The sequence below is a fragment of the Thorsellia anophelis DSM 18579 genome (assembly GCF_900111395.1).
Lineage (GTDB): Bacteria > Pseudomonadota > Gammaproteobacteria > Enterobacterales > Thorselliaceae > Thorsellia > Thorsellia anophelis.
Genome location: NZ_FOHV01000005.1, coordinates 1 through 19,568 on the forward strand (window position 1 = coordinate 1; position 19,568 = coordinate 19,568).

Annotated in this window: 15 protein-coding genes, 1 other RNA gene and 3 pseudogenes; 4 read left to right on the forward strand and 15 right to left on the reverse strand. The window is 35.3% G+C overall.

Annotated elements, in window-relative coordinates:
• From BMW37_RS03960 to BMW37_RS15470, 12 genes and pseudogenes are all read right to left on the reverse strand, one after another.
• The coding region (locus BMW37_RS03960; RefSeq protein ID WP_143047592.1) for a transposase at nucleotides 1-244 on the reverse strand (244 nt) is incomplete at its 3' end.
• A 151-nt stretch (nucleotides 245-395) separates the two neighbouring features.
• Nucleotides 396-854: a hypothetical protein gene (locus BMW37_RS03965; protein ID WP_093318001.1), complete on the reverse strand. Its 459-nt coding sequence runs from the start codon at nucleotides 852-854 to the stop codon at nucleotides 396-398.
• Nucleotides 855-962: 108 nt separating this feature from the next.
• The gene (locus BMW37_RS03970; RefSeq protein WP_093318002.1) at nucleotides 963-1,892 is read right to left on the reverse strand and encodes a DUF5655 domain-containing protein; all 930 of its coding nucleotides are present in this window, start codon (nucleotides 1,890-1,892) and stop codon (nucleotides 963-965) included.
• 1,347 nt (nucleotides 1,893-3,239) lie between these two features.
• Nucleotides 3,240-3,431 (reverse strand): annotated as a pseudogene (locus BMW37_RS15460) (integrase); the annotation flags it as partial.
• A 93-nt stretch (nucleotides 3,432-3,524) separates the two neighbouring features.
• Complete coding sequence (locus tag BMW37_RS15465) at nucleotides 3,525-3,761, reverse strand: Arm DNA-binding domain-containing protein (RefSeq protein ID WP_245711021.1); 237 nt, start codon at nucleotides 3,759-3,761, stop codon at nucleotides 3,525-3,527.
• Between the two features lie 338 nt (nucleotides 3,762-4,099).
• The gene (locus BMW37_RS03980; protein ID WP_093318217.1) at nucleotides 4,100-4,963 is read right to left on the reverse strand and encodes a YicC/YloC family endoribonuclease; all 864 of its coding nucleotides are present in this window, start codon (nucleotides 4,961-4,963) and stop codon (nucleotides 4,100-4,102) included.
• Between the two features lie 96 nt (nucleotides 4,964-5,059).
• Nucleotides 5,060-6,271 (reverse strand): FAD-dependent oxidoreductase, encoded by a 1,212-nt coding sequence (locus tag BMW37_RS03985; protein WP_093318003.1) that lies wholly within the window; start codon nucleotides 6,269-6,271, stop codon nucleotides 5,060-5,062.
• A gap of 72 nt (nucleotides 6,272-6,343) precedes the next feature.
• Nucleotides 6,344-7,996: a hypothetical protein gene (locus BMW37_RS03990; RefSeq protein ID WP_093318004.1), complete on the reverse strand. Its 1,653-nt coding sequence runs from the start codon at nucleotides 7,994-7,996 to the stop codon at nucleotides 6,344-6,346.
• Between the two features lie 126 nt (nucleotides 7,997-8,122).
• Nucleotides 8,123-9,346, reverse strand: coding sequence for a 2-octaprenyl-6-methoxyphenyl hydroxylase (gene ubiH, locus BMW37_RS03995; RefSeq protein ID WP_093318005.1), 1,224 nt, complete (start codon nucleotides 9,344-9,346; stop codon nucleotides 8,123-8,125).
• A 1-nt stretch (nucleotide 9,347) separates the two neighbouring features.
• Nucleotides 9,348-10,697: a Xaa-Pro aminopeptidase gene (gene pepP / locus BMW37_RS04000; protein WP_093318006.1), complete on the reverse strand. Its 1,350-nt coding sequence runs from the start codon at nucleotides 10,695-10,697 to the stop codon at nucleotides 9,348-9,350.
• A gap of 242 nt (nucleotides 10,698-10,939) precedes the next feature.
• Nucleotides 10,940-11,521 carry a UPF0149 family protein gene (locus tag BMW37_RS04005; protein WP_093318007.1) on the reverse strand — a complete coding sequence of 194 codons (582 nt, stop codon included), beginning with the start codon at nucleotides 11,519-11,521 and terminating at the stop codon, nucleotides 10,940-10,942.
• Between the two features lie 173 nt (nucleotides 11,522-11,694).
• Nucleotides 11,695-11,997, reverse strand: coding sequence for a zinc ribbon domain-containing protein (locus BMW37_RS15470; protein ID WP_245711022.1), 303 nt, complete (start codon nucleotides 11,995-11,997; stop codon nucleotides 11,695-11,697).
• A 586-nt stretch (nucleotides 11,998-12,583) separates the two neighbouring features.
• Between BMW37_RS15470 and tnpA the strand changes: the two are divergent.
• From tnpA to BMW37_RS04030, 4 genes and pseudogenes are all read left to right on the forward strand, one after another.
• Nucleotides 12,584-12,967: pseudogene (gene tnpA / locus BMW37_RS04015) on the forward strand (IS200/IS605 family transposase).
• Nucleotides 12,968-13,205: 238 nt separating this feature from the next.
• Nucleotides 13,206-13,505, forward strand: a pseudogene (gene zapA, locus BMW37_RS04020) (cell division protein ZapA); the annotation flags it as partial.
• Between the two features lie 306 nt (nucleotides 13,506-13,811).
• Nucleotides 13,812-13,994, forward strand: a non-coding RNA gene (gene ssrS / locus BMW37_RS04025) — 6S RNA.
• 88 nt (nucleotides 13,995-14,082) lie between these two features.
• On the forward strand, nucleotides 14,083-14,694 hold the full coding sequence (locus BMW37_RS04030; protein ID WP_093318009.1) for a 5-formyltetrahydrofolate cyclo-ligase: 612 nt from the start codon (nucleotides 14,083-14,085) through the stop codon (nucleotides 14,692-14,694).
• Between the two features lie 594 nt (nucleotides 14,695-15,288).
• Here BMW37_RS04030 and BMW37_RS04040 read toward each other — a convergent pair.
• From BMW37_RS04040 to pepB, 3 genes are all read right to left on the reverse strand, one after another.
• Nucleotides 15,289-16,854 carry an alanine/glycine:cation symporter family protein gene (locus BMW37_RS04040; RefSeq protein ID WP_093318011.1) on the reverse strand — a complete coding sequence of 522 codons (1,566 nt, stop codon included), beginning with the start codon at nucleotides 16,852-16,854 and terminating at the stop codon, nucleotides 15,289-15,291.
• 158 nt (nucleotides 16,855-17,012) lie between these two features.
• Nucleotides 17,013-17,897: an enhanced serine sensitivity protein SseB C-terminal domain-containing protein gene (locus tag BMW37_RS04045; RefSeq protein ID WP_093318012.1), complete on the reverse strand. Its 885-nt coding sequence runs from the start codon at nucleotides 17,895-17,897 to the stop codon at nucleotides 17,013-17,015.
• Between the two features lie 5 nt (nucleotides 17,898-17,902).
• Nucleotides 17,903-19,267: an aminopeptidase PepB gene (gene pepB, locus BMW37_RS04050; protein ID WP_093318013.1), complete on the reverse strand. Its 1,365-nt coding sequence runs from the start codon at nucleotides 19,265-19,267 to the stop codon at nucleotides 17,903-17,905.
• Nucleotides 19,268-19,568 lie beyond the last annotated feature (301 nt).

Consider the following 19,568-nt stretch of genomic DNA (forward strand, 5'->3'; position numbering starts at 1 on the left):
CTAACTGGCGTTTGAGCTCATAAATTTCTCTTTTGTCTTCATTCAGGGGAACTTTACCCTCAGCTAAATTACCGGCTGTCTCATTTAAATACTGACTTTTCCAGCGCGTAACAGCTGAGTGAGATGCACCAGAAATTTCCATAACGTGTTTAATTGAATGATTATCTTCAACGATGAGTTTAGCGAATTCATTCTTTTGTTTTGGGGTAAAAGATTGGCGCACTTTTCTGTTTTTATCTGTCATGTAATGTCTCCAGTTTGATTGTCATTGTAGGCTATAATTGCCTACAAGAAAACTATACCAGTACAACTAGTTACTTTTATAAAACTACTACTAATAGATTATTTTATAAATAAAAGCCCCTAGTAATTTAATTGACTGTTTATAATTTTATTTAAATTACAATATCGTTACGATTTTTGGTTTGAGTATAATTGAAAGGTGGGTATTCTAAATGATTTTGGAAGTACCACCATAAAAACTGTCCTTCCGCTTCATTCAACGAGTCACCAAATTGATTGTGATAACAATAAGCAATCTCTATTCCTCCATAATTTTGTAAAACATGACCATACTTAAGTTTATTCGCTTTAGTTTTGATCATTTTATTTATGGTGCTATTGGAATACCTTTTACTAATTGAGCTAGATGTTTGTCCGATATAGAGTATTCTACTTTCACCTTTGAGTCTAGTAATCGGTTTCTCGGCTATTAAAAAATATATAACATTACTTACATTTTTAGCTTCTTCAGAGCCTAAAACATCTGAAAATGAATTTATTGAGAGTGATTCAATCTTACCTGAAAGATGATAAAAGCTATTAACAAGTTCATATAAATTATCTTGATTCATAATAATCCTATCATTAAGCATTCATTAAATATTCCACAAAATAGATATGTTGTGAGAACTATATTTCGAAGTAAAATAAATATCTTACGAATAGTTATCTATAATCCCTCACCCATTCACCCTCAAAGATTGCTTAATCAGCATTAATAAATAATCCAATTCTTCTTCTTTTTCAAAGATAAATTCACAATCCCCATTTCCCCAGCTACCGATATGGGTAATATCGCGTACGCGCTTTTTAGGATCGTCAATTTCTGAATATTTAAGATTGATATACACCTTAATTTTGGATTTGGTTAGCACTAAATCGACGATATTTCGTTTACTGCCAGTAAACGCTAAATACTTCTTTCTTGGCACTAACGTGATATCGCCTAAATTCAAAATCTCATCACGCAAACGTTCATAGCGTTCGATTAACGTTGTGGGTAGATCATGAAGATGATCGCTTTCGTTATAGACTTTCACCTCTTTTACGACATCAAAAATTTCAGGATTGGATTGTGAGAGAAAATTAATACTTTCAGTTTGTTTAGTGGCTTTGATTGGGGAAAACAGCACTGTGCCGTTTGTGTACTGTTTGATCTCCCATAATTCAAATGGCAAATCTTTAAAATTAATCGACTCTTTTTGGAAGACGGTATAACTCGGCGAGACAAAAATCACGCGAGATTGACTCCAATCGACATCTTCTTTTCTTAGTGCATGGTGTTTTGATTTTTCGTCAAGGTATTCGTTATAGAGCAATACAAATTCGGCTTTGTTATTAATCAACAAAGAGAGGTAAGAAAAGCCTTGATCGATCACTGAGAATTGCTTGCCATTTTTATATTCGATGATCACAAAACATTTATTGATAGGATCAAAACAGACGCTATCGAGCCTAAAGTTATTCAGGGCAAATTCGCTTTTAATAAATTCCAGCCCAAATACTTTATCCATATTGGCTTCGGTAAGTTGTTGGATATGTTTTTCTAAGGCAAAAGGCTGTTCATCAATCGGTGCCAGCGAACCTTGTTTTGACGTAAATAACTTCACCCGTAACTCCTAATTCAACGATATGTTGTGTATTTTTGCTAATTTGGTAATGTTTGTTACAAAGCAGGATATTACAATAACGGCAAATAAATAACAGTGTCTTTTATACCTTTCATTTTTCAATATGATGCTTTGTTGGTTGCTTCCAATATAAGTTATTTTCGATATTTGAAGCTATGATGAAACCATTTCTTGATCTTATCTAAACCACCTAAATTGAACAGCAATTTGATGTGCTGATCATGCCTTGCTTACTTCAATTTGCTGGTTTTGTAGTCTATTGCCTGCTGGTTTAATTAAAGCAGGGAAACTCCTGTGGCTTTAGATGCTACAGTTGGTTCATCATGAGTATCTATTTGTTGGGATTATTCCTGATTGCACAGGGTCTTTTCACATTCTGAAAGTAAAAAAACACCAAAATTCTAACACATCTCAACAAAATAGTTTAAATAACAATCAAAAAAATATCCCTAAAATCCAGATTTTTGCTAATACGTCAGACTTATGTAGACTGTTACGACACAAAACAGACTCAAAAGTCGGAATTTTTGGGCAAAAACGACCAAATCCTCTCGCTATTAACACGTCCTGTTCAGACAAATAAAGAGACTATTTAAGGGTTTATATTTTCTAAAAAATTCCAAAACGTTCTTAAAAACGGAAATAGTCCAACACAGACGGAATCAAGTAAACAACCCACAGCAGACCATGCCAGTAGTACACCGAATACGGGTTAATTTTATTCACCTACTGTAAATAATTAAGATGTCCCAACAAGTTATTTTTATTTTAAGGGCAACGAAATTGAGAATTACTTCGTATCAAAGATGCAAAGGCATTGATCGTATTTGATAAAGACTATGTTACGTGATTTTCAGTGATTGCCCTTGTTTGCCGACTATTTGGGGCAGTTCAGGTTCCTTTTATTCATCTACTAAAACTAGCTATATTAAGTTGTGCCCCTATTGCCCCACCTTCCCATTGTGAGTGAGTAAATGGGCAGATATGTTAGTCTCTCTTCAATCATTTTTTATAAGCTAGGTTATAAGTCGAGAATGCAGACATATTTAGCCCCAGTTTGCCTACAATGCCGCCAATCACATTTATGGTAATTCGACGTATGAACACCACTAATATCTTCAAGCACTCATAGACTGCGTTATAAAGCTGCCGAGAAGCAATGCTAATTCACCAACCAAAGTATGTCGGTATGACTATACAAAGTGTAATTGAGCGAGCTGTATAATAAATTCAGTGTTAGCGGCTCCTCTCTCGGTTTGTTGATAACATTTCTGAAACAGGCTCAAAGTTCACTAGTGGTTCGATAGTATCGGCAACAGTTTGATGTGCAATACGACGCTCGTCAAAGTAGTCATGACGGTCGTAAATTCCCTCAACGCCTTTTAGTTTATGGTTCAGACAACGTTCGGCCACGTTGCCAGGAATCCGCAAAGAGGCGGCAAGGCTGCGAAAAGTGCGGCGTAAATCATGCACAGTGAAGTGTTCTAGTTTGCCCATTTTATTGGGGGGTGTTTTTTGCGTCCTGCTTCGTGGCCGAACAACTTAGTAATGGCTCGGTTAAGTGTATCTGGGCCCATATGTGGACGATTACTCGCTCGTCTTCGGAACCTGTCAAGAAAGTTGTAGCTGCATCTTAGACGATTCAAGTCGAGCTTCTGCTAGGGTCATGCTTGGGTATTGGCCGAGCGTGGCTTCTCGTCGTCCGTTTAGGCTCGTATACCTTAGCATCCAATACGGCATGCCAGATACTCTTACGCAAAAATAAAGACCATTACCATCACTGTATTTCTTGTTTACTGTTGCGGTGCGTGCATAAGACTGCACTTGAGTTGCGGTTAGTTTTGCCATCGTTTGTTACTCTATATTCCTATGAAATCGTTAAAATTTGCCCACCACTACCCACCACTTTTTTGTTTATCGAATAGTTCGATAGTTGAGTGATTGAACAATCTGTGAGCTGCATAATAAGTGGAGATGGCATAAGGCGGTGGTGAGATAGATGCAAAAATCTGCTCACCATATATTTTGGTTTTTCGCTTATTGAGTCAAAAAAAACAGGGCTTGCCCACCACTTAAACAGCAACTTATAACGGACATCTGCAAACCGATTTGGACGAGGGAAATAAAAAACCTTTATTTACAATGAAATAACAGGGCTTTTAAGACATTCTTGGACGGGTAAAAAACTATTCGATGTTTTGAATCTGCTCACGCATCTGCTCAATCAAAATTTTAATCTCAATAGCAGATTGCGTAATTTCAGGTTTAATTGATTTTGAACCTAATGTATTTGCCTCACGATTAAACTCTTGCATCATAAAATCCAATCGTCGACCAATTGGCTCTGGCTTAAGTAATATCGAACGAGTTTCAGTTATATGGATATCTAATCTATCTAATTCTTCCGATACGTCAGACTTATTAGCTAATAGTAACAGCTCTAATTCTAATCGAGAGTGTTCAGCTTGCAACTTAATTTCATTCAGTTTTTGCAGTAACCTATCACGTTGCCATTGAAGAGCAATAGGTGAAAAAGCCCTGATTGATTCCACTTCCTGAGCAATACTGTCTAATTTTTGAACTAAAATATGCCTAATTTGCTCCCCTTCTCTTTGCCGCATCTCAATAAATGATTTTAATGTTTTACTAAAAAGTATTTTTGCTACCTTATGTACCTCTTCTAAATTTTGAGAATGAGAAATCACGACACCTGGCCAATTTAGAATGTCTATTGGGTTTACACTACCCTCATCTGCTATATTCTGGACCCATTTAGCCGCTTCTATAATCTTTTTAGCAAGTGGTTTATTAATATCAAAATCATTTTTGGAAGAAGGACTCAAATCCATCTTTATATGACATTCAACTTTACCACGAGAAATTGATTGCCTTAAACACTCACGAAAATAAGGTTCTAGCTCTCTAATTTCATCGTCTAATCTAAACTGCGTTTCTAAATACCTTTGGTTAACCGATCGTATTTCACACACTAAGCTGCCCCATGATTCAACTATTATTTTACGAGCAAACCCTGTCATGCTGCTCATCATTTTATGATTATGGCTCATTCATGGATCCTAATATGTAGTATTTATGTTTATGCTTAGATTAAAGTTCAATTGTGCTTATATGGTTATTTATTAAAACTAATTATTGAACTGATAAGCTTTTAATTTTTCTGGCATATCATATAGTCCTAATGCATGTGTCATCATATGATTTTTGACAAAGGGAAGTTTATTAACCAATCCGACGCCTAGCGTACGCATGCTTTTTTTAACTAAGTTATTACCAGCAAATAAATCTTGAAACCCTTGCATTAATGCCAACATTTTCACAGCTTGTTGCTTACGCTGGCGCTCGTAATTACCTAAGTAATAATGCCGACCAAAATCTTTACCAGATTTATTGAGCCTAGTTAATTCTTCGCTTAATAAAGCAACATCCATCAAACCTAAATTAACACCTTGGCCTGCTAGTGGATGGATAGTATGAGCTGCATCACCGATAAGCACTAACCTTTCTTTCGCAAAATGATGGGCATATCTTGCTGTTAAAGGAAATGTTTTTCGTTCACTGAGTACTTCACACAAACCGAGCTTCATATCAAAACTCGTACTTAATAACTCATTAAAATAGGCTTCATCACACGACTGCAATTTTGATATATCATCCGGGAGACCTGACCAGACAATTGTACTGGTATAAGGATCCATTTGAGGTAAGAATGCCAAGACACTATTGGGCGAAAAAACTTGTCTAGCAGTCTCATTATGCTCATCATGAGTTCTAATCCTTGCCATTAGCGCATGATGCTTATAGTCCCAAAATGTTATCGGTACATCCGCATACTGCCTTAAAATAGAGTGAGCACCATCAGCAGCAACCAATAGCTTTCCTGTTAACATCCCCGTATTTAAAGAAATAAACACCTCATTTTCACCAAATGCAACCTGGTTAATCTCACTTTGCTCAAATAATTTAATAGATGGATTTGATTTAGCTGCTTGCCAAAGTGCATACTGAACACGATGATTTTCTGCAATCACGCCGATATGATCAACGCCATTTTCTCTTGCATTAAACTCTATATGACCATAAGTATCTTTCTCCCAAACTGACATAGAGTGATATGGACAGGTTGTTCCGCCTAATATCGTCTGCCAAACACCTAGTTGTTTAAATAATGTTTCACTTGCCAAGTTGAAGGCTGATACCCTTAGAGTAGGTAGTTCTGATGCTGTTGGTGCAGAATGTTTTTCAATCACTGCCACTTTAAATTGGTTTTGTGAAAGTGACAATGCTAGCGTTAACCCCACCATTCCTCCACCGACAATAACAACATCATAGTTTTGCATATATTCCTCACTAAGCGTGCTAACTGACCTTTTTAATTTAAAATATCATTCAAATTCAAAAAGTAAGATAGCTTAATTTAATTTTAGCTCTAAAAAAGTTTTTTGAGCTGGTGTCAATGGGCTCTTTTGAAGTTCTGTCCACAAAGCAACCGCTTCTTCCTCACGTTTTGCTTTCAAATAGGCTTGTGACTGAATCATATAGAGTGCAAAAATTTCATTTTTATTAGCTTGTTGCATATCTAAATTAAGTTCATTAATTGCAGCAAGTGTTTTTTCACTATCTTGATTGATCCGCCAATCAGCTTCTATTTTCAAATAATGGCTTAGAGAATTTAAACCTATTTCTTCTAAAGCTTGAGCGACTTTTAAAGATCTAGCAAGAAGGGCTTTTTGCGATAAGCCTGAGTCTTTAATACTTGATAATAAAGATAGTGTATTAATAAAATCTAACATAGGATGGTTAGGCTGAAGTTCATAAGACTGATTGGCACTTAACTTGCCTTTAGAGTTTTTAGTAATAAAAGGAAAATGAGACAATACATCTTCGACTATAACTCCCTGTAGACTCAGCGCTGCATCATACTCTATTTGGTTTTGTAATAGCACATCAAAATAACTTGCTTGCCTATCAAGTGACTTGCTTTTAATCTCTTCGTCTGTTTGTTCCTGATACAGTTTAAATAAAGCCATCTTTGCCTGATTCAGATAGTCCCCTGCAGGATATAATTTTTGATAAGCATTTACTAAATTTTCGATTTCATGAAGTTTAGCTAATCGATTATTTTCGACATTAGTTTGATTCTCAATTTGCTCAGCAGCTTGTTGAGTATTGCTTGTACTTTTGTCAATAGCATCATCTAAAACTGGCATGCTATTATAGTTTAAAATTGAAATTTCAATTAGCATATAGTTGGCACTTTGTGCAATCCAGCTATGCTTTGCATTTACTAATGATTGATATAATGATTGTGCTTCAGTTAAATTGTTATTTTTAAACGCATCTAACGCTAATAAATAGCGTTTATATTCACCTATTCTATCACTATCAGGTAATTCACGAATCCGTTTAGTAATAATTTCATCTGTTGTTAGGGTTTGATCATCCTCATTAGGCTCACGAAAATGGTAACTAAACAATGAACCACGAAGACCAATTAATAACTGCTTTTGCACATTATCGATTAAAGTATCTTGGACAACTGTCTGATTAAACTTTTTTAAATTACTCAATGCTAGCAGTGATTTTTGTGATTCCACAACGCCAAACTGTTCTAATTCAGATTGGATTTTTTTATTTTCCTTTGTTTGCTCAGCTAAATATTGATCAGTTAGAAAAAATGCCCCTGCAGGCAAGCCATCAATTTTTGTATTAACTTTACTGGTGGTTTCTTTATTTGTATTGTTGTTTTTGGTGGATTTATCACCTTCTGTATGATTTTCAGAAGTAGACATATTGTCAGATTGCAAAACATTCTGGGTAAGTAATGAATCAAGAGCAATTTCATTTGTACCAAAATATTGAGTTTCACTTTGCCTATCTATCAATAGCAACAAGTTTGCATTAATTTGATTATCAGGGCTAAAAAAAGGTTTAACGGATTTAAAACTAGCAATATCAGAAAATTCAGCAGACACCATTGTAATACAACTGATCATAGGAATCACAATAGATAACAAAACACGATTTAAATGCTTAATTACCCAGTGTTTAGTTATTTTGTTCATTTACGTCAAATCCTCCTAGTATTATAAAACTCAGAATAATTATCGACTTTCAACTCAAAGAATCGTTTGAAAGTCTCGTAAAAGCTCCTTCTTATTTTTCTGCAATCCATTTTCCCCTAAATAAAGCTAATTGACCCACCCTAATGCCTGCCGTGCAATTTGACCTTTCAAAACTGGGTTCTGAGATAGCAGAGATAATCCTATATTACGCCCTACCACAAAACCAAATGAGTTAGTAGAAAATGTCTCTACTAACCTTGTCGTGAGTGCTATTACTCTCTCTCTATCTTGTTGTCTTTGTTTTAAATAATTATTTAAAAGACTATATTCACCGATATCTCTTCCTGATTTCACAGCGTCAGCCACAAGATAAGCTAATGTATTAATATCCCTCATTCCTAAATTAAACCCTTGCCCAGCAATAGGATGCAAGGTTTGTGCTGCATTTCCGATCAATACGGTCCGATGACTAATTGGGAGGGAACACGCTGTCAGATTTAACGGGTAACTATATCGTTTACCTGTTTTTATTAATTTACCAAGCCGCCAACCAAAATGTGCTTGGAGATCATTTAAAAATGCTTCATCGGTTAAATGCATTTTAGAGGCAATTGTTTCTGGCTTAGCACACCATACTAAAGTGCTCCTATTATCCGTCATAGGAAGCAAAGCAAGCGGGCCTTCATCGGTAAAAAGTTCAAACGCCTGACCTGCATGCTCAATGCTCGTTTCTATATTAGCGATTAATCCATGTTGGTTATACTCTCTTACATATTTATCAAAACGTAATAGTTCAGCAACCTTGGAATTTGTACCATCAGCGGCAATAATTAAATCAGCCTCTATCACAATATCTGAATATGGCTCTAAATTTGGCTCTTTAATAGCGTCTATTTGACGCTTTTCAATAAGCTCAATCTTAGCCTTTGTTTGTGTGCGAGTGATAGATTTTATGGTATATGGAGCCCATATTTTTATATGCTCATTCTCTTTAATTGATTGCCACAATGAACGTCCAACATCATATAGAGAAACAACATGACCAAGAGCATTGACATGATGCTCCTCACTGTTCATTTCAACGCGACCTAAATGCCCTCTATCTGAAACAATCACTTTCTTAATAAATGTGGAATTTTCTGAAAAATGAGGCCATAGATTTAATTTTTTTAATTTTTTACATGTCCCATCAGCAATCGCAATAGCTCTTGCATCAAAACCAGGATGCATTTGCTCATCTAAAAGATTGGCTTCAATCACATCAATTTCAAGCATACCATTTGTTAGCTTACTTAATGCTAAAGCCATGGTAGCACCACTCATTGCCCCCCCAACAATCACCACTCGCATATTATACTCCAGCCTTATTTTGAGGTGCTTGGCTCATCCAAAGTTCAATCTCATCAGGATCCTTAATTGCTATTTGCGTTAAGATTTCATGACCTGTTTCAGTAATAACGATATTATCTTCAATTCTTATTCCGATGCCTAAATATTGTGCTGGGATCTTTTTTGCATCGGGTGCAATATAGATGCCTGGTTCAACAGTCAAAACCATACCTGGTTCAAGTACTCTATCTCTCTTTGAACCACCGTAATCACCCACATCATGGACATCAAGACCTAACCAATGAGATAAGCCATGCATATAAAATTTTCGATGCGCCGATTGCTCAAGTAGTACGTGTTTATCACCCACTAAAATTCCAAGTTCCAGTAATCCATCTATTAAGACATCAATCGCTTTTAAGTTAGCTTCGTAAATTGTATGGCCTGGTTTGAGGTATTGAAGGGCAGTGAGCTGCATTTTAAGTACTAACTCGTAAATATCTCTTTGCGGTTTTGAAAACTTACCATTGATAGGAAATGTTCGAGTGATGTCGCCTGCATAATTTTGGTATTCAGCTCCCGCATCAACTAATACTAACTGCCCACTTTTTAAAATTTGATTATTTTGAGTGTAATGCAAAATACAAGCATTTTCTCCCCCTCCTACAATCGTATTGTAAGAAGGGTTTCTCGCACCCTGCTTTGAAAAATGATAATGAATTTCGCCTTCTAATTGACCCTCAGTCATATTAGGCTGGCATACTCGCATTGCGTGTAAATGTGCTTTTGCTGTAATTTCACATGCTTCACGCATAACATCAATTTCATTAGCAGATTTAAATAATCTCATTTCATGTACAATTGGCCGCCAATCAATCATTGTAGTAGGTGAAACCCAATTATGACGTGAACCATTTCTTAATTGTGATAAAGCTTCAGTTATAACCTTATCACCATAGTCATAGTGGCCTTGAGCGTGATAAATCGTATCAAGTCCATTTAATAAAAGTGGAAGCTGCTTTTTCAATTCCTCAATTTTGAATGATCTATCAACGCGCAATGCACTAATTGCCTCTTCTTGACCAAGCCTTTTACCATTCCAAATTTCAGCTTCAAGATCACGCTCACGATTGAATATAATAGTATGGGAAAGCTGCTCATTGCTTTTAATCATAATAAATACAGAATCTGGTTCATCGAAACCAGTCAAATACCAAAAATCACTATCTTGCCTAAACAGATAATGACTATCAGAATTTCGTACAACCTCTTTTGCCGAAAAAATGACTATTGCACTGCCATTAACCATTCTTTCTGCCAATTTTTGGCGTCGTGCTTGAAATTCAGATGGGGTTATCACTATTTTATTCATGGAAACCTCTTTTCGGACACTATAATTAATACTGAACTTAGTCTATTTTAACAAAGAGAAACATAAAATTTGTTATTTGCAATCATTCTATATGAACACATTGTTACCAAAGTCATTACCTAGCTAGTTAACAAAAAATTAAGTGATTGTATAAACTGTTTTCTATTTTAAAAATAACTACCTGGAATTAATATCTCTATTCATTTTAAAGTTTCAATACAATTCTTGCATTTGTAATTTACTTAATGGATCGTATGACCTTTTGAACCTAATGGGCTCTGGGATAAATTTGGAGTATGTTTAAACAAGTCAAAAAATAGAATAACGGACATCTTAATATAGCCGTAAATATCTTCATAAGCATGCTCAAGCGTATTAGCGTCCTCTGAACCATCGTAGCCTAATTGAGCTATTTCTCTTAAGTCAGCAAACACCTCCGCCCCTTCTCCTTCTAATTTATTAATATTTGGCTGCGTCACTCCTAATCCTAATAAAAAATGATTAACCCATTCACTTAACCCATCTATTTTATCAAAAATTTCATTTTCTGATTCAATTAATAGCTCAAAAGCAAATTCTCCTGCTGATAATTCAGATAAGCTGTGACTGAACAATTTTTCTAATGTCACCTGAAGTTCATTTTCAAAAGCAAGGCCGTCATTTGTTAACTCATACATCAATGTCATCCTTGTTACTGAGTTTGATTCTCCTACTAAAAGCCCTGTCATCAAACCATGAATTTCAGATGGAGTTAGGGCAATTTGATGTGTTCTAAGCAGAGAATCAATCAATTCATAATTAAAAATAGAAGAAGTAGATGACATAAAAATTCCTTTTATACAACATTAAGTTAATCAAATAAAACATGACCTAAAAATTTAAATACACATCAAAAATAGACATAACAAATTGGTAATTTAAAAAGCTTTTAGAAATAGAGTGACTGATAAGGTGCACATATGATTAATTATACTCGATTTAGTGACTGCTCACAGCCCTAAAAGGAGATGTTTTCCACTTCATCGGCTACAACTAATGATAGCGTGGATTTACGCAAGCCTCCACGGGCAGACACGACTAGCCCCGCCGCGTGTAAATCATTTGTCCCTTTGAGCTGGATGTTGATCGCCACATTGATATCGCGATCATGTTCTGTATCGCAAACAAGGCAAACCCTGTAATGTGCATGCAAGGGCACCTCAGCCATCTTAAGACCGCAATAATGGCACGTTTTATAATTGGCACACCACCGTTCAACTGTGGCAACATACTTACCGCCTTCTTCGGTTTTATAGCTCAATTTTTGAATAAAACAATGCTAACTCGCTTCCCCTATTATACGCGCTAGCCGTTGGTTTTTCATCATATTCTCTGATTTAAGTGTTTCCATTATTTTGCTTGGTTATCGTCAATAATTAAACTTGAAAGTTTATGATGAAAATTAGAACGGCTATTGCCAAGCTAGAACGCATCTGCAAAAACTTTATCGTTCAGGTGATAACTGGATTGCTTGCCCTGTTTGCTTTTTAAACGAGGGTATTTATTTGGGACGCTCTTAAACAAAATTATTAAGACGCGATCAAGATCGATAATACCTTGCTGTAACGCTTGAGAAGCGCACTCTTTCAACAAGTGATACAAAGGAATTTTTTTGCCTCAACCAGCAAAAGATGTATGTCTCGCAGTGGTTTAAGTAAGACGCCGTACCGTTGATATTTGTGATGCATGAGATGAATCGCTGTATTAAAGACGATCGCCACTCGCCAAACAGAGCATTTTAAAATACCGCTTGTTTGTCATCAGGATAAATGCGTACTTTAGTGGCTTTTTTTCATTTTCAGCGTATATAACTACATTATTATAGCTATATTAACGGAGGGCTTCAAGTGAGTCTACACGATAAAGTATTAGAAACTTTATTAAATCATGGTCACAGCATCAGTAAATTGGAGGCTCATCTGATTTTTACGACCAAATACCGCCTAAAGATTTTTGATGTCGCCATGCTCGTTCAAATCCGGTAAGCATTTTTATCGGCTGGTGAAAAACTGGAAATTGAGATCTTAGAAATGAACGCAGAAGCCGACCACGCTTATATGTTGGTTGCTTATCTTCCGAAATACTCAGTTAGTATCATGGCGAATAATTTGAAATCAACTAGCAGTCGTCGTGTGCGTACTTTAAATACACATTTACACAAGGCGAATAAAACCAGAGTACTTTGTTCACAACCCTATTTCACTTGTAGTGCTGGAGGTACAACAACATAAACGCTGAAATCGCATGTACAATCGCAAGAATCCCAAAGTTAGCGCCCTTGTATCCCCGCCCGATTTGGCGAGGATTTAAGCGCATTTTGCTAAAATATTGGTTCTAAGATTTACCTAATTTAGCTAATATCATTCAATTTAGTCACCGGTTGCAGTACACCTATTGAATAAGGGTTGTTTTTTGAATGAAAATTGTCTATTATCTTGGCAATTTTATAGGTAATTTTAGGTAACCCTTATGACAACTCAACGTGTTGATATATCTGTTTTTGGTCGTTCTTTTCGTGTTAATTGTCCTACTGAGCAAAAAGAAGCTTTAGAGTTAGCGGCTTTAGATCTTGACACTCGTTTAACGGAGCTCAAAAATCGCACTGGGGTTTCAAATGTAGAACAGTTAGTGTTTATTGCCGCTCTAAACGTTTGTCATGAATTAGCACAAGAAAGAACAAAAACAGCTGATTTTGCTCATACAATGGAAGCTCGTATTAGAGTATTACAAAATACAATAGAACAAGCTTTGTTGCAGCATACAAGTATAGATAGCGTAGAACAAATCACAACACCCCCAAGCCCTTTATCTTCAAATCCCTTACCTAGTCAGGATTTACTCTCACAACCAACAGAAGATTCATTATCTACAGATGCAACTTATGAAGAAGGTGAATAACATCCACGATAAATTAATATTTACCGAAAAGCATGGACAATTTGAATACACTGCACTTTAGATGATTGATTGCCTATAACTTTTCTATGTTTAAAATCCTAAAACCAGCGATTTCTCTATTTTTTTACACTATTTTGCGTTTTATATGTTGTAATCAATTTAGTGGATGTTAAACTATAGGTACTGGAATGATCGTTTGTGGGTGAGTCCCCTGAGCCGATATTTAAAAACACACAGAATATTGTTTCACTTTATTGGTGAGCATGCTCATTTATGAGAAGCCTAAAGATGAAGTAGCGATGTTCAACCTTGAACTTCGGGTTCAAGGGTTACAACCTACGACGACATTCTGGTACTAATAATACTAAGTATTTTCATCTAATATTAATCTAATAAATATAAAACGATGAGTCTTACAAATTCATGATTTAGTATTTTATAATACCCTATGCGACAGCAAACAAATCTCAATTACAATAAAGCGAATTTTCGTAAAATTTTAAAAGCTAAGCGCCTTTCGTTAGATGACACATCTAGAAATTTACTCAACCACCGTGCAAACTTACAACTAATTGAACTACTAAACGAGTTATTAATCAATCATAGGAATGATTATAAAATTGCACTTTTCCTTGCATTTAATGGGGAAATTGATCCTTATTGTACTATCCAACATCTTCAGAAAAATAACGTTTCTGTTTACCTACCAATCATTCACCCATTTAGTAAAAAAACACTTCTATTTCAAAAATTTGATAAGAATACCACTCTAATAAAAAATAAATTTGGGATTTTAGAACCTAAATTAGACCTAAGAGCAATTACGCCACTGGATCAAATCAATTATTTTGTTATGCCTTTAACTGGTTTTGATTTGAAAGGCAATAGACTAGGTATGGGAGGGGGATTTTATGATAGAACACTTTGCCATCTAAACGATTCTGCAAAATTGATTGGATTTGCTTATAGTCTTCAGCAATTAGACACCATTCCAACCGAACCTTGGGATATTAGCCTAGGTTATATTGTCACAGAACTAAACCGTTATTGTTTTATTTGAGATAGCTAAAAAAATGAATGAACGAAATAAACTATCTGAACTTATCAATGCAAAATTTTAGCTCAGCACTGAAAGATTCACATGGTGAATTTGTTGACAATAATTGGTAAGATTTACCTGGTTTACAATAAATTGCTTGATCGGAATGATTAAACACAAAGAAAAGTGAACATTGGCCAACAAACCGATTTGAAGTTAAATTGATTGCAACACAAGCCAGATAAAATTCATCTAGATTACGATTATAAGAATCAAGCCTCATCAGTGGTAAGTAATTACATATACCTACTCGTAAAATTATGTAATGATACAAGAGCCTATTTAGAAAAAAAAGAACTATCTTAATTACCATTACATATAGGCCAAGTTTAATTGTGGTATTTTTTCATATTGTAACTAAACTTGTTGCTTAATAAGCATCAATTGCCTTCAAAATGATTCTGCCCATACGCTAGAATTATTCCTTTCCTAATTGAAGATATGATACTAGCAAAAATGGTGAAATTTCACTTACAATTGCAACCACCCCATATAAAAAAAAACAAATTAAAATAACTATTTACTCTATTTAATATGGGGCGATTAAAAACCATTCTAGTTTTTAGGGATTGAAGTCCAATACTCGGTTTTTACACCTAATACATTGTCAGAATCAAATTGCAATTGCTTATTTTTTTCATTCTCTAAATAGTGCTTTAAAGCCTGATATACGAGCGGAGCACCTAGCAATAAAATTGGTATATTAAGATATACCATCATTAAATTTGTCAAATCAGTGATATTCCAAAGATTAGATAACCTCAAATCAGCTAAAACAGTAATTACACCGAAAGGAACAAATACACATGCCCCTAAAATACGGATGAATAAGATAAAACTATCTTTTTTAGAAATATAATTTGCTGATATTTCAGCAAATGAAATCATTCCTAGTAATGTCGTAAAAGCAAAAAGTCCATAACATACTGCGATCAAGATTTTAATAAAATGCTCTAAGTGCTCAGAGGTAAGCGCTTTAACTGATTCTAGATACATTTCGATACGTTGATCTTTGATAGCATCCCAATAAGTTGCATCAGGTGTTTCCCAAAGATGTGCAAATATAACAATAAACCCTGTTAAGGTACAGATAACCATAGTATCAACGAATACCCCGAAACTTTGAACAAAACCTTGTTCACAAGGATGTCTATTATCGGCGATTGCAGCAGCCATGGTAATCGTACCTTGCCCTGCTTCATTAGACATTAGTCCTCGCTTCACGCCTTGAGCGATTGCAACCCCTACTGACCCACCAAAAATAGCACTTGGAGAAAATGCTTCTTTAATAACGACTTCAAAAAAATATGGAATAAGTGTGATATTAGTAATGACCAAATAAATTGAGACTATGAAAAATAATGTCGCTTTGAAAGGAACCAAAATATTTACATATTTAATAACACGTCTAATTCCACCAAAAATTAATATGGCGCTTGATAAAATTAGTATTAAAGCAACACTATAACTAAAAAAAGATTGTTTTTCATAAGTCACACCAGTGGTATTTTTGGTGATTTGGTCAATTGCACTAAAAACATTAAATGTTTGAGCAGGGATATTAAAAAGCGCATAAATAATAAAAGCAACCGATAAACAGACTCCCACCCAGCGCATATTACCTAATAAGCGTTTACCATAAAATGGTAACCCACCAACAAATTCCTCATTTTTCTTTTCTTTAAAAATTTGAGCAAGTACAGCCTCCATGAAAGCTGTGGTCATACCAAAAAAAGCAGCAACCCACATCCAAAATAATGCACCAGGCCCACCGACTGCAATCGCTCCTGTTACACCCACAATATTACCAGGACCAATACGCATAGCTAATCCAAGCATAAATGCGCTTAATGCACTAACTCCTGTTTTTGAGGGTTGTTTACTTAGAATAATTCCGACTGATCGTTTAAAACTAAGCAATGCAATAAATTTAGTTCTAATAGTGAAATAGATTCCAACTCCAAATAAAATAACTATCGGCATAGCAAGCTCTCCTATTATTGGAATGCTTGCATACCAAGTATATTGTGTTGGAAATGCCCAAATATAATCAGACACAATACGTATTACATCAAAAATCTCATTGATTTTATTAAAAAAATCACTCAGAGCTTGGTTCATTTTATTTCCTTTTTAAATATAAACCTTATGCTATTGCGTTAAGCGTATCTTACAGGACTACATTAAGCTGTAATTTTGATTAGAGTCTCAAAATGGTGTTAATGGCAAATTCTAGATATACACAATAAGTTTAAAACAAAAACACCTACGCTGATAGTTTAAATTTGTTGGATTTTAATCGCATCGCGTAAAAACCCACCTAATCTGCGTTGATAGAATGCTCGTGTGTGTGATTTTAAAAAATGACTGACCTGGCAAGTATCTGGCTCTGATCTAACAACACAGATATCTAAGATGTCATCTTCATCCAAATAATCAGATAACGACTCACCTAGTTGCATGAAGAGTGTTTCATACTCATGTTCTGTTGTAAGCGGGCTCATTTCAATTCCTAGAAGATAACCTGATTCGTTTAATGATTCTGAAGCAAATCGAGCAAGGTAGGCTTTAGTAACAATCTTCTGCTGTTTTAATAGCTCATTAGCTTTATTGACAAGTAACTCTGGCTCAGTCTCTAGTGTAGTCAATTTTAGTGGAATTTGCCCTTCAGTCACAATGCTCATTTTCTTTAACTGGCTTTGTGGATCCATTAAACCTTTAATTTCATCAGGGTAAAATAACTTACTATATTCACAATTAGGGTTAAGAAATAAAGATTGACCAAGCGTAAAATCAAACAGTATATGAGTAGGTAATGAAATAAATTTAATTTTATCTTGAGTCGAAGATCCATCAACCTCTAATATTGAATGCTTCTTAACTGCTTGGGTTAATTTATCTATTGATGAAAAAAAAGGAACAACATATTGTCCGTCTGACAACTGCCAATGGATTAAATCAAGTGTTCTGGCAGAATCAGCCCTACCAATAATTTCATGGATATGTTGAGTGGCTAATTCATCATTAGTTAAAACAAAAATATTAGAATCAACTAACTTGTCATAAAATTCACCGCGGACAGATTCATCCTTAGTTGCTTGCTCTAATAGTAAACCGAGTTCATCAGATTGCATATTAATATTATCAATAGATGTTTCATTCATACTCTTTACCTTTTCTGTTGCGATGCAACGATTAAATAACTCGCTAATGCTCTAATTCCAATCCCTGTAGCACCGGCAGCCCATCCATCTACAGCCCCTTTTCTATAAGTTGCAGAACAGTCAATATGGAGCCAATTATTTTGATAAGGTTCTACAAAGTGAGATAAGAATGCTGCAGCTGTGCTGGCTCCTGCAGTGTGCGCTGCACTATTAGTATTACTTATATCGGCAAAATTAGAGGGCATTTGGTCACGATGAAACTCATCAAGAGGTAAGCGCCAAAACGGTTCGTGCTGTTCACTTGCCGCCTGACAAAAGTCATGAACCATATTATTATCAAAACTAAATAACGCGTGATAATCATTACTCAATGCAACTTTTGCTGCGCCTGTTAGGGTTGCGCAATCTATTATGTATGTTGGTTTAAGTGAAGAGGCATCAATCAGACCATCTGCCAATACAAGTCGTCCTTCTGCATCTGTATTTAACACTTCTACTGTTTTACCATTACGATAATGAATAATGTCACCTAATCTAAATGCATTGCCACTAACCATATTATCAGCGCAACACAAAATCAGTTGGATTCTTGCATTCACATTTAATGCCATTGCTAATGCTAAGCTACCACTTACTAATGCAGCCCCACCCATATCGGATTTCATTGATTCCATAAAGCTACTTGCTTTAAGGCTATAACCACCTGTATCAAAAGTGATTCCTTTTCCTACTAAACACGCTAAAATTGGTTCTTCTGGGTTTCCTGTAGGATTATAATCTACTTTTAAATAGACTGGGGGACGATGCGAGCCTCTACCAACCGTATGTAGCCCTGAGTAAGATTTTTCTAACAAATCGTCCCCTACTATCATTTCATAACTAATTTTATCTTCTGCAACTTGAGTAAATAACTCAAGCGCACTATTAGCAAGATCTATCGGACCTAATTCTTCAGCTGGTAAATTAATTATTTCACGTACCCATTTTGAAATGGATATCCAATGATTCAGCAATACTTTTGACTCTAAAACTAATTCAGGGTAAATAATTGATATTTGATTTTTAGGGTGCCAAAAGCCTTGCCAAAATGCAAAACAGTGTTCATGTGTCCAACTCTCACCTATCAAATGAACATTACGCATACCTTGCGATTCAATTTTTCTGGAGGCAGAACGAATAACTGTCAATACTTTATCAAGACTTGTTGACGTGTTAATATGAATTGTCGCAATGTATTGATTGCTTTCATCAGTTCGAAAACTTAATGTTGCCGACTCTCCAAATATTTTAGGTGCTTTACTAGTTGATAATTCTACGACTAGCTGTGGTTGTACTGATTCTTCTAATTTATGAGCTACTGTATTGGTCATGGTTAATCCTTAATTGATTAATGATAGTACGAGCGGTTCACTCATCCATCTAAAGTTTTTAAATACAACAATATATACTCAATTGATCATTGTTTTTTTGTCATACTCCGAATCCTAAACGAAGTGGATTATTACTGCTGTTAGTTTATAACTAACTTGCATCGGTGGTTTCTTGTTGCTGATTCCTGCCCTTAATATATTGATGGTTTAAACAACATCCGCATTTCCTTCAAATTGGCATTCAATGCATTTGAAATGATGCTTGTATTAAACGATTTTCTATCGATATATGAGAGAGCTG